Origin of the sequence: Plasticicumulans sp. (genome assembly GCF_035331805.1) — a bacterium.
In the GTDB taxonomy this organism is placed as follows: domain Bacteria; phylum Pseudomonadota; class Gammaproteobacteria; order Competibacterales; family Competibacteraceae; genus Plasticicumulans.
This window is the reverse complement of the sequence record NZ_DAOLKE010000092.1, coordinates 1-11,484: the sequence shown is the minus strand read 5'-3', so window position 1 is coordinate 11,484 and position 11,484 is coordinate 1. Positions and strand designations below refer to the sequence as shown.

Annotated in this window: 12 protein-coding genes; all 12 read right to left on the bottom strand. The window is 70.8% G+C overall.

Annotated features, from left to right (window positions below; genetic code table 11):
* Positions 1 to 311 precede the first annotated feature (311 nt).
* Positions 312 to 797, bottom strand: coding sequence for a type II secretion system protein GspM (gene gspM, locus PKE44_RS08665; protein ID WP_324550130.1), 486 nt, complete (start codon positions 795 to 797; stop codon positions 312 to 314).
* Positions 794 to 1,963: a type II secretion system protein GspL gene (gene gspL / locus PKE44_RS08660; RefSeq protein WP_324550127.1), complete on the bottom strand. Its 1,170-nt coding sequence runs from the start codon at positions 1,961 to 1,963 to the stop codon at positions 794 to 796. The genes gspM and gspL overlap by 4 nt, the downstream gene beginning before the upstream one ends.
* Positions 1,960 to 2,898, bottom strand: a complete 939-nt coding sequence (gspK, locus tag PKE44_RS08655) for a type II secretion system minor pseudopilin GspK (RefSeq protein WP_324550124.1) — start codon at positions 2,896 to 2,898, stop codon at positions 1,960 to 1,962. The genes gspL and gspK overlap by 4 nt, the downstream gene beginning before the upstream one ends.
* Positions 2,895 to 3,509, bottom strand: coding sequence for a type II secretion system minor pseudopilin GspJ (gene gspJ, locus PKE44_RS08650; protein ID WP_324550122.1), 615 nt, complete (start codon positions 3,507 to 3,509; stop codon positions 2,895 to 2,897). Before gspJ ends, gspK begins: the two co-directional genes overlap by 4 nt.
* Before the next feature lie 2 nt (positions 3,510 to 3,511).
* Complete coding sequence (gspI, locus tag PKE44_RS08645) at positions 3,512 to 3,895, bottom strand: type II secretion system minor pseudopilin GspI (protein WP_324550119.1); 384 nt, start codon at positions 3,893 to 3,895, stop codon at positions 3,512 to 3,514.
* Positions 3,892 to 4,410, bottom strand: a complete 519-nt coding sequence (locus tag PKE44_RS08640; protein ID WP_324550116.1) for a GspH/FimT family pseudopilin — start codon at positions 4,408 to 4,410, stop codon at positions 3,892 to 3,894. The genes gspI and PKE44_RS08640 overlap by 4 nt, the downstream gene beginning before the upstream one ends.
* Positions 4,400 to 4,852, bottom strand: a complete 453-nt coding sequence (gene gspG, locus PKE44_RS08635; RefSeq protein WP_324550114.1) for a type II secretion system major pseudopilin GspG — start codon at positions 4,850 to 4,852, stop codon at positions 4,400 to 4,402. The genes PKE44_RS08640 and gspG overlap by 11 nt, the downstream gene beginning before the upstream one ends.
* A gap of 11 nt (positions 4,853 to 4,863) precedes the next feature.
* A complete protein-coding gene (gene gspF / locus PKE44_RS08630) occupies positions 4,864 to 6,072 on the bottom strand; it encodes a type II secretion system inner membrane protein GspF (protein WP_324550111.1) in 1,209 nt (402 codons plus the stop codon).
* Positions 6,069 to 7,544, bottom strand: coding sequence for a type II secretion system ATPase GspE (gspE, locus tag PKE44_RS08625; RefSeq protein ID WP_324550109.1), 1,476 nt, complete (start codon positions 7,542 to 7,544; stop codon positions 6,069 to 6,071). Before gspE ends, gspF begins: the two co-directional genes overlap by 4 nt.
* Positions 7,545 to 7,551: 7 nt before the next feature.
* Entirely contained in the window at positions 7,552 to 9,510 is a 1,959-nt protein-coding gene (gspD, locus tag PKE44_RS08620) for a type II secretion system secretin GspD (RefSeq protein WP_324550107.1), read from the bottom strand.
* Between the two features lie 105 nt (positions 9,511 to 9,615).
* Entirely contained in the window at positions 9,616 to 10,590 is a 975-nt protein-coding gene (locus PKE44_RS08615) for a type II secretion system protein N (RefSeq protein WP_324550105.1), read from the bottom strand.
* A 237-nt stretch (positions 10,591 to 10,827) separates the two neighbouring features.
* A partial coding sequence (locus tag PKE44_RS08610; RefSeq protein ID WP_324550103.1) for a hypothetical protein occupies positions 10,828 to 11,484 on the bottom strand: 657 nt, incomplete at its 5' end.

The window sequence follows — 11,484 nt, the reverse complement described above, 5'->3', positions numbered from 1 at the left end:
GGTCGAGCTGGTGCCAGAGCCGGACCAGAGCCATTGCGGTATGGCCGGCGCACGCCGCCGCGACGATCTGATCGACAACCGTACGGCTCAACATCAATCACGTTCTCCGTGCCTCGATGGTTACACACATGAAATCCGCCGCCGGCGGCGAACATCCGCCTGACTCTCGGCCCCGTCGCCCTCTGGTACCCGAAGAGCGGGTTGCCGCCGGCGCGCTTCATCGCGTTGATGCCATGACCCGGCCTGTGCCTGACCGGCAGACGGGAACAAGAACTCGATCGCCGGCGAGACAGACGGACGGGCCTGCCCTCTCATCCACCCCCGAATTCAAGCCGCGCCCGCACCTGCCCCGGGGCCGGCAAACGCTCCAGTACCGCCTGCCCGACGGTAATCCCCTGCTCGCGCTGCAAGGCTTCGAGCCAGCCGATCAGCGCATCGAAGGCGACGGATTCGAACGCGATCGTGACACGCGCATCACTGCTCGCCTCGATGCTGCGGACCCCGGCGCCGAGGCCGGCACGCTGCAGGCTGGTTTCCAGGCGGCTCGGCAGGGGGGCCTGGGCGTTGCCGTCTTCGACCGGGGATGTTCGCGCACCGGCCTGCTGCAGCCGCGGGGCCATCTGCTGCATCCACGCCAGATCGGCCTGCAATGCCTGGATGCGCTGGCGCCGGGCGGCGTTTTCGGCTGCAAGCGGAGCCCAGGCCAGGGCATACAGCGCCGCGGCGAGCACGATGCATCCCGTCCCCGCCAGCAGCCAGCGTTCGCGCAGCGAAAGCCGTGACCAGAAAGCGTTCATGGCTTCAACCGGATCGTCAGGCGTCCTTCGACCCTGCTGTCGCGCTGCGCGGACTGCAGCTGCGTGCTGAACCGGCCCGCCCGGTCGAGGCCGCGGCGCAGGTTTTCCAGCTGATCGAGACTGCCGCCGCTCAGCGTGCAGTCGAGGCTGCCCTCGCGATAGCTGAGGGCCATCAGCTGCGCATCGCCGGCTTCGAGCAGCGGGGCGAGCGCACCGAGCAGGCCGAGCAGGCCGGTTTCCTGTCCGCCCTGACGTTCACGCTCGCGCAGGCGCTGTTCGAGCTGCACGCGCGGCTGGACCATGCGCCGGATATCGGGCGCCAGGCTGCGGAACAGGTCCCCGACGCGGCCCTGCAGCACGGCTTCCTCGCGGGCCAGCGCCTGGTTCCCGCTCCAGTCGGCATACAGATGCACCCCGGCCCACAGCCCGAGCAGCAGGGCCACGGGCCAGTAGTTGCGCGGTTCCGCCCGGGGCCGGAGCTGCAGGCCGGCGCTCAGGTCGAGGCGGTCCCGTACCACGTCGGTGCAGATCTGCCAGAAGCCTGCCTTGCCCTGCGGCGAGAACTGCCAGTCCGGCGGAATCGTCGCGGGCGGCAGGGCATCGCCGTGCAGCAGCAGCCGCGGCCGCTCGTGCGCGCCGGTGCCGATTTCGGCCTGCAGCAGTTCCAGCAGCGCCGGCAGTTCGTCGGGGCTGAGTGCATAGCCGCGAAAGCGCCCGCAGCGCAGCAGGATCTGCCCGTCCTCATGGAGCAGCGTCCAGTGCCCGTCCCGCCAGGGCAGCAGCAGCACGTCGGCCAGCACCGCCTGCGGCTGCAGCCCCGCCGCCCACCCGGCATCGAGCAGCTCGATCAGCCGGCTGCGGCGCAGCACGGCCACGGCCAGACGCTCCTCGATCGGTCCGGTGGCGAAGTGCAGCTCATCGATGTCCTCCGCGAGCATTTCCTCGAGCGCCGCCGGCAGGGCCTGCGCCAGCAGGCGCCGCTGGCGGCTCAGCCGCGGGACTTCGGTCAGCAGCAGTTCGTTCGTGTCGATGGCGAGCACGAAGCGCCGCCGCCGCAGGGCGGCGGCGACGGCCCCGGCATCGCCGGCATGCACGCCGCCGCCGTCCTGCCATTCAAAAAGGCCGGCGGCGCGCAGCCGGACGATCACGGTGCCGGCCGGCTTCATGGGGCCATGCCGTCGAAGCTGCGCCAGAGCACGAGCGGGGCCTGCCTGCCGGCTTCATCGGGGCGGATCAGCAGGCTGCGCTGCATCACGCGCACCCCGGCCAGGTCGATCTGCACCTCCAGCCGGAAGCAGCGGCTGTTGAGGGCCAGCGGATAGCGGGGCGCGGCGGCGATTCGCTGCGCCAGAAACGCCTGCTCGCTCGCATAGCCCGGCAGCGGCCGGGCCTGCTCCAGCTGCAGGGCCGCCTGCGCGCTGCCCCGACCGTAGCCGAGCAGCAGGCCGAGCAGCAGGCCGCTGGCCGTGTTGACGTTGATCGGCGTCGCGATCGGCAGCGCCGTCACGTGCGGGGCCAGACGCGCCAGCATCGCGGCATCGAAGCCCTGCACCGCGCCCAGTTCGCCAAAGTCGACGAACGGCCGGTTGCCGGTCGCGCGCGGCCGGGCGAGCAGGGCGTACTGGGCATCCTCGGCACCGCCGGGGCGGGGTTCTGCGTCGGCGTCGAGCCAGTCGAGCACGGCTGCGCTGCGCTGCGGATCGATGTCGAGCGCCGCGAGCAGCCCCTGGAACAGTGCCAGTGCCTCCTCGTTCACGGAGCCGTCGGCATTGAGCAGCGTGTTGAGGTTGAACCGCCCGCCGAGATCGACGATGCGTCCGCGCAGCTCGCCGCCTTCGAACGGCAGCACCGGCGGCAGCGTTGCCCAGGCCTCGCCCGGGTGATCGGTGGTGGTGGTGCGACCGTCCTGCGCGAGCAGGCTGCGCGCCCAGGCCTCGGCGCTCAGGCCGCGCAGCCGGGCTTCGGCCAGATGCTGGGCCGTGCCGGCCCGGCGCAGGCTCTGGGCACCGACCCAGGCCAGCCGCGTGGCGATCCCCGCGACCAGCAGCAGCGCGATCAGCACGATCAGCAGCGCGATGCCGCGCTGGCGTGGCGCACTCATGATCCGGGCCCCGGCCAGGTCGATACCAGCGTGAGCAGCCGGCGGACGCTGCCCCGGTCGGTGAACTCGAACACCGCCTCGATCGCGAGCGGCAGTTGCGCCGAGGCTTCATCGCTGCCGCGGGGCGGCCAGTGCTCCAGCCACTGGCCATCGCGCGTCAGACAGCGCAGATGCCAGGCATCGAGGCCGCCGAGCAGCACGCTCGTCGATGGCGGCGCAGCATCGATGCGATCGGGCGCAGCCTGTTCCCCGCGCAGCCACTGCCCGTGATCGTGGCGATAGAGCACGCGACGCAGGTCGGTGCGCGCCTGACCGGGCGGAGCCGGCCAGCCCGTGCGCGTGAACAGCAACTGCGCCCCCTGCAGCTGCAGCGCCGCCTCGCGCCGCCCCAGGGCATCGCGGACGGGGCGGGCCACGGCCTGGGCCAGCTCCTGGGCGAACAGATCGACGGCAAACTGGATTTCGGCATCGCGCCGGGCCTCGGCTTCGAGGCGCTGCGCGGTGCGCAGGAACTGCACGACCCCGGCATAGGCGGCGGTGATGACCACGGCGAACACGGCCAGTGCCACGAGCAGTTCCAGCAGCGTGTAGCCCGAGGGACGCCGCGACACGGTCAGCGCTCGCGCAGCACGCTGCGCCGGGCCAGCACGGCGGTTTCCCCGGCGCGCCCCACCTCGACGTCGATGCGCTGCAGGTTCGCATCCCCGCCCGGCGCGCTGCGCTGTTGCCAGTACAGCGCAACGCCGCCCTGCCGGGTTTCGCCGTGCAGCTCCCCGCTCACGGGCGCCGACGCCGCGAGCAGCACTTCGGCGATGCGGTTGTCGGCCACCCAGCCCGCCAGCAGGCGCAGGCGCATTTCGGCGAGCCGGTCCGCCTGCAGCGCCAGCGCCTGCAGCAGGCCGCCGAAAGCGATCGCGATCACGAGCACCGCGATCACGACTTCGAGCAGCGTGAAGCCGGACGAGGCACCGCCGGACGAGGGGCACCGGGGGCTCACGGCGCCACGGCCTCGGTCTGCAGGCGCCCGAGTGCATCGCCGGACAGGCGCGCCTGCACCCGTCCGCCGGCCTGCAGGTTCAGCACGAACGGGGTCGCCTCGCCGCTTGGCAGGTACAGGAGCTGCGGGCCGGCATCGGCAGCCGGCGCCGGCGCTTCGGGGCTCAGGCGCGGATCGAAGGCCACCGTCAGCCCTTCCTCCAGCACGATCCGCAGGGGCTCGCCGCCCGGGCCGGACAGCGGCTGCCAGTGCCGGCCGCTGTCATCCGGACGGAAGCCCTGGCAGAGCTGCGCCTGACAGCCCATGCCCCGCGCCATGCCGGTGAGTCTCGCCTCGTCGCGCAGCTCCGCGAACCCGAGCGCGAGCCGTCCGGCAGCGGCCAGGGCCCGCGCCGGCGCATCGCTGCCGGGCAGGCGCAGCACGGCCAGCGCCGACAGGAGGCCGATGATCGTCACGACGATCATGACTTCGAGCAGCGTGTAGCCGGCCGCCGGCCGCCGCGCCTCAGTTGACATCCCAGCTGCCGAGATCGGCATTGAAGCCTTCCCCGCCCGGCTGGCCGTCGGCCCCGTGCGACCAGAGGTCGAACTCGCCGTGCCGGCCCGGGGACAGGTACAGGTAGGGGTGTCCCCACGGGTCCCGGGGCAGATTCTCGAGGTAGCCGCCGGCCTTCCAGTGGGGCGGCAGCGGCGGATCGACCGGGCGGGCGGTCAGCGCCTCCAGCCCCTGGGTGGTGCTCGGATACGCGTAATTGTCGAGCCGGTACAGCGCCAGCGCGCTCGCGAGCGTGCGCAGATCCTGGCGCGCCCGGACCACGCGCGCCTGATCGGGCCGGTCCATGATTTTCGGCACGACGATCGCCGCCAGCACCCCGAGGATGACGACGACGACCATGATCTCGATGAGGGTGAAGCCGCGCTGAAGGCCGCGGGCACGCATGCGTGATGCAGGGGACATGGTGGTCCTGTCTAGTGAACCAGCTGGTTGAGGTCGAAGATCGGCAGCAGGATCGCGAGCACGATCAGCAGCACGATGCCGCCGAGCGTCAGGATCAGCACCGGCTCGAACAGGGCGAGCAAGGCGGCGAGGCGCATCTCCGCCTCGCGCTCCTGCTGGCACGCGGCCCGCTCGGCCATGACGCCGAGCCGGCCGCTGGCCTCGCCGCTGGCCAGCAGCTGCACGGTCATCGCCGGGAACTGGCCGCTGTCGCGCAGCGCGCTGCTGAGGCTCGCGCCCTCGCGCACGCGCACGGCCGCCAGCAGCAGGGAATGGCGGATCGGCACGCTGCTGACGACCTGCGCTGCGATGCGCAGGGCTTCGAGCATCGACACGCCGCTGGTGATCAGGATGCTGAAGGTGCGCATGCAGCGGGCGGCATCGAGTGCGCGCTGCAGGCGGCCGAACAGCGGCAGGCGCAGATACTGCGCATCGAGCCACTCGCGCACCGCACCGATCCGGCGCAGGCGCAGCAGGCCGATCAGCCCGGCCAGCAGGACGGCGCCCAGCATCCAGCCCCGGGCGCGCAGGAAGTCCGCAACCGCGATCAGCCCGCGCGTCAGCGGCGGCAGCTCCTGGTGCAGCGAGGCGAACACACCGGTGACCTGCGGCACCACCCAGGTCAGCAGCACCAGCACGACCCCGGTGGCGACGCAGCCGAGCAGCAGCGGATAAAACAGCGCGAGTGCGATTTTCTGGCGCAGCTGCTGGCGCGCTTCGGTGTACTCGGCCAGACGTTCGAATACCGGTGCGAGCAGGCCGGATCGCTCGCCGGCGGCGACCGTGGCGACGTAGAGATCGGGAAACGCCCGCGGGAAGTCGCCCAGCGCATCGGCGAGCGAACGCCCCTCGGTGATGCCGGCCCGCACCGCGAGCACGAGCCCGGCGACCCGGCCCTGGCCGAGTCCGGCAGCGACCGCGGCGAGGGCCTGCTCGACCGGCAGCCCGGAGTCGATCAGCGTGGCCAGCTGCCGGGTCATCAGGGCGAGTTCGGTCGGGGCCAGCCCCCGGGCCGGACGTCCGCCCCGCTCCTCGCCGCTGCTCGCGAGCGGCTGCAGTTCGAGCGCGATCAGCCCGCGCTCGCGCAGCAGGCTGCGGGCGGCACGCGGCGTGTCGGCCTCGATCGCGCCCTTTCGCGTGCGCCCGCCGGCATCGAGCGCCCGGTAGCCGTAGGCGTTCATGCCGACAGCTCGCGCGTGACGCGCAGCAGTTCCGCCAGCGAGGTGTCGCCGGCCAGCACGCGCGCCACCCCGTCGGCACGCAGCGACGGCCCCTGGGTGCGCGCCAGGGCTTCAAGCTCCGCCTCGCTCGCACCTGCATGGATGGCGGCGCGCAGCGCCTCATCGATGACGACGAGCTCGAACAGCCCGACGCGTCCGCGATAGCCGCTGGAGCGGCACTGCGGGCAGCCGCAGGCAACCTGCAGCTGCAGCGCTGCGGTGCCGGGGACTTCGAGCTCGCGCCGCTCGGCGGCCCCGGCCGCAACCGGCTGCCGGCAGTGCGGGCAGAGCCGGCGCACCAGCCGCTGCGCCAGCACCCCGATCAGCGACGAGGCGAGCAGGAAGGGTTCGACGCCCATGTCGCGCAGCCGCGCGATGGCGCCGACGGCGGAATTCGTGTGCAGCGTCGAGAGCACGAGATGCCCGGTCATCGACGCCTGTATGGCGATGTCGGCGGTTTCCGGATCGCGGATCTCGCCCACCATGATGACGTCCGGATCCTGGCGCAGCAGCGCACGCAGCCCGCGGGCAAAACTCATGTCGATGCGCGTGTTGACCTGGGTCTGGCTGACGCCGTCGAGGTAGTACTCGATCGGATCCTCGACCGTCATGATGTTGCGGCTGGTCTCGTTGATGCGCGTCAGGGCGCTGTAGAGTGTGGTCGTCTTGCCGGAGCCGGTCGGGCCGGTCACGAGCAGGATGCCGTGCGGACGGTGGATCAGCCGGTCGAGCAGCGCCGAGGCCTGCGCCCCGAGACCGAGCGCCGACAGCTCGATGCGCCCCTCGCGCTTGTCGAGCAGACGCAGCACGACGCGCTCCCCGTGCCCCGAGGGAATCGTCGAGACGCGCACGTCGACGGCGTGGCCGGCAACGCGCAGCGAGATGCGGCCGTCCTGCGGCAGACGCTTCTCGGCGATGTCGAGATTCGCCATGACCTTGATCCGCGACACCAGCAGCGGCCCCAGAGCGCGCGGAGGCGCCAGGACATCGCGCAGCACGCCATCGACGCGCAGGCGCACGTTCAGCCGCGTCTCGAAGCACTCGATGTGGATGTCGGACGCGTGCTCGCGGATCGCCTCGGTCAGCAAGGCGTTGATCAGCCGGATGATCGGCGCATCGTCCGCCGATTCGAGCAGGTCCTCGGGCTCGGGCAGCGCCTGGGCGACGCGAGCCAGGTCGGTCTCGCAGATGTCCTCGATCATGCGGGCCGCCCCGTCCGCGGCCTGCGAGTAGCGAGCGGCGAGCCGTGCATCGAACTCCGTCGTCGTCAGCACCTGCAGCCGCAGGGGCAGGCCGAGCACGCGGCGCGCTTCCATCAGCACGGCTGCCGCGGGTTTTGCCCGCAGTCCGACGGTGACCGCCCGCGCGTCACGCTCCAGCACGAGGACGCCGTGGCGCTTGGCAAACGGATAGGGCAGATCCGGAGCGTTCATCGCACATTCAGCGTTCGAGGCTGGCATCGAAGGCACGCACGGCCGGATCGTCCCAGCCGAACACCGTCGTGTCGCCGAAGAAACTCAGCCGGCGCCCGATGCCAAGCGCCAGCGAAGCCCCGGGATAGGGCTCGTCGAACGGGGGCAGCACCGCCGATGGAGTGTCGCTGACGGCGGCCGCCTGCTGCTGGACGCCGCGGATCGCGGCGTATCGGCCGGCGGTTGCGGCCACCCCGTCGCGCAGGATCACCGGCCGCAGGAAGATCATCAGGTTGCGCTTGACCTTCTTCTGGTTGCGGTAGCGGAACAGCCCCCCGAGCACCGGCACGTCGCCCAGCACCGGCACCTTGTCCTCGGCATCATTGACGCTGTCGTCGATCAGGCCGCCGAGCACCAGCAGCTGGCCATCCTCGATCATGACGCTGGTCTTGATCGAACGCTTGTTGGTGGTCGGCCCCTGCGAAGGCGAAACCGAGGCCAGACTCGACACCTCCTGACTGATGTCGAGCCGGATGGCGCTGTTCTCGTTGATCTGCGGCTTGACCTTCAGCTGCAGGCCGACGTCCTGGCGCTGGATCGTCTGGAACGGGTTGCCGACCAGCCCGAGCGCAGCACCGTTGCTGCCGGAGCCGAGTCCGGTGCCCGCGCCCAGCGAGCCACCGACGCTGGTCGTGAAGGTCCCGGTCACGAACGGCACGTTCTGACCGACGATGATCTCGGCCTCCTGGTTGTCGAGCGTCACCAGGCTGGGGGTGGACAGCACGTTGGTGTTGCCGTCGCTGCTCAGCGCACTGATCAGGGCTGCGAAGCGCAGCGAACCCGCGCCGGCCGACACCGCCACGTGTGCCCCCGACGCCAGCGACTGCGGAATCTCGCGCGCCGCGACCGCCCCGGCCAGCGTGTTCAGCAGATTGTCGAAATTGACGATGCCGACGACGGTCTCGCCCTGACGGTCGCCGATCAGCCATTGCACGCCGAGCTTGGCGGAGCGTTCGAGCGAGATCTCGGCGACGATGGCCTCGACCAGCACCTGGGCGCGGCGCACGTCGAGTTGCGCAATGACTTCAAGCAGCGAGCGCAGCGCCGTCGGCGGTGCCGTCAGCAGCAGCGCATTGGAGTTCTCCTCGGCCTCGATACTGACCGCCCCGCCGCCGCCGCCCGCCGGCTCGGCGCTGCGGGCCGCACCGGCCAGCTGTTTGGCCAGGCCCTGCAGCGCCGTCGCCAGCGTCTTGGCCTGGGCATAGCGCAGGAACACGACCTGCGTCTTGCCCCGGCCGGCAACCGGGGCATCCAGCCGTTCGATCAGTTGCCGCAGGCGTGCGCGGGCGAGCTGCTCGCCCTTGAGGATGAGGCTGTTCGTGCGCTCGTCGGCCAGGACCCGCACCGGCGTCATGCCACCCTCGCCCGTCTTCGCCTCCAGCTGCGCGATCACCGGCAGCAGGTCGGCAGCCGTGGCGTTCTGCAGCGTGACGACCTCGGTGTCCTCGCGGGCGGCCTGATCGAAGCGGGCGATCAGTTCGCCGACACGCTCGACGTTGGCAGCCTTGTCGGAGATCACCAGCATGTTGGGGCCGGGCAAGGCCGCCAGATGCCCCTGGGCCGGAATCAGCGGCCGGATCAGCGGCACGAGCTGCGCGGCGGCCGTGTTGCGTACCTGGATCACGCGCGTGACGATCTGGTCGGCCTCGACGCCGCGGCGTCCGTCCTCGACGGTAGGCACCGTTTCCTGCTTGGCATCGGCCTCGGGCACGATCTTGACGACCTTGTCGCCGGGAATCGCCGCAAAGCCGTGCACTGCCAGCACCGACAGGAACACCGCGTAGACATCCCGCTCGTCCATCGGCCGCGAGGAAATCACGGTGACGCGCGCCTTGATGCGCGGATCGACGATGAAGTTCCTGCCGGTGATTTCGGAAACCGCCTGGACCAGCGTGCCGATGTCGGCATCCTTGAGATTCAGCGTCACGGGGCCGGCCTGCGCAGTCGCTGCCGCGCACAGGACGACGCCTGCGAAGGCGCCATGCAGAAATCCACGAAACATGACCCGTCCGTTTCCTCGCCCGACAGGCATTCAGTTGCGCCCGAGGTCGAAGTCCATCGTCAGTTCCTCATTCTCGCGCAGGAGCCGCAGTTCGAGCTCCGTCGCCTCGAGTGCCGCCATCGCCAGCTGACGCGCCTGCGCCCCGTCCTGCAGCAGCACCCCGCCGATGGCCACGATGACATCGCCTTCGCGCAGGCCGGCACGGGTCAGCAGATACGACTCGGGTCCCAGCCGCAGGCGCAGGCCATAGCCGTGATGATCTGCAAGGGAGACCGGATCGAAACCGGCGAGCTGGCGCAGGGCCGCATCCGGCTGGGGGGCACCCCGCAGGCGCCTCGCGATCGGTCGCGCATCCACCGGCGTGCGTTCCTGCCGGCCGGATGCGCGGGCGGACCCGGCCTGCGGGTCGTCCTCTGAAAACTCGTGATCGTCCGCCGCTGCCGGGAACGCCGGCACCCCGGAAACTGCCGGGGCCGGATCGCGCGGTGCGCTCGTCCGCGCCAGGGCGGATTCGCCTGCCGGCATGGGCACCTCGATGCTTTCGCCGAAGCCGGCGATCTGCACCCGGTCCGCGAACACGGCGGTCAATCGCCATCCGCTGGCCAGGGTCCCGCCGACCGGATAGGCCTGTTCGGCCTGTCCGCCGACCGAGATCAAGGCCAGTCCGTGCCCGGCACCGGCCAGCGTTCCGGTCAGACGCAGCTGAGGCCGGGCGGACGGCTTGAGCGCTGCAGCGGGTGGCGGCGTGTCCCGGGGGCTTTCGGCCACGCCGAACAGCGCGTATCGACCCAGCGGCTCGGGCACCGGCTGCGTCACGACGGGGCCGCCCGCATCGGTGCCGGAAACCTTTGATGCGCCCGGCACTTGCGCCGTCACGAGCGTGGCCATGTCCACGGCCATCAGCATCGCCACCAGTCCACAGGCGATGTGTACGGAACGCCCCTGCCGGGAAGCTCCCGGCCGCAAGCGGGTGATCCCGAAACTGTACCGATTCGCTTCGTCCATATCCGTCCGTTCCCGTGCATCGATGCCGGGCCCCGCAGGCCGGAACCGCCCGGTTTCCCGGACGCTCCGCCGGTGCGGCCGGCTGCAGCCTTGCATCCACCATCCGTGCGCAGTCCCCGCCGCCGGCCGCAAACCCCGGCACCGCATCACCGGCGTCCTGCAGGCAGGCGTCCTGCGCATCCCGCAAGCCCGCCTGCCTGCCGATCTCCCCTGCCTTTGCCTGTTACTTCGAGGCGCTCAGTTGCCGGTCAGCTGATACGTGCCCTGTTCCTTGCTGTTCAACACCCATGAGCGCTGGTTGGCTGCATCGAAACCGATCAGCCGGCCATCAGGACGCAGGGAAGCCACACAGATCGAAGCCGTGCCCTGACATTCGTAGGCGATCCTGATTTCCTGAGCCGGCAGATACCGGAAGCGGTATGCACCGCCGCCATACTGCACCTTTGCCACCCACTGCGCGGCATAGCCTTCGGCATCAATGAAGTTCACGAAACCGAACACCGGGTCAGGCTGGGTGAACACGCCATGCGCAAGCAGCGAGCGCAAGGCCGGCAGCGTGTGGGTCTTGGCCAGCGCGAAGGTGCTGGTCAGATAAAACTGCCGGATACCCGCTTCGGATTCACGGTTGACCAGCCGCGGCTGCGAAGCCACCAGATAAGGCCCTTCATGCCCGGTGCTGGCTTCGATCAGATCGATGGCCGCAAGCGCATAGCCGGCCGGCAGCACCACCTGGTTCTGCTGATCATTCACCAGACTGCGCAGGCGCAGCACGAACTGCCCGCCCGCCTGCTGCATGCCGGCCACGGCCCAGGCTTCTCCCTGACGCTGGAAAGTCCTGAAATCAACCAGCGTGCTGCCCGTTCCGAAATCGACGCTGCGCTCGACCCGCCCGGC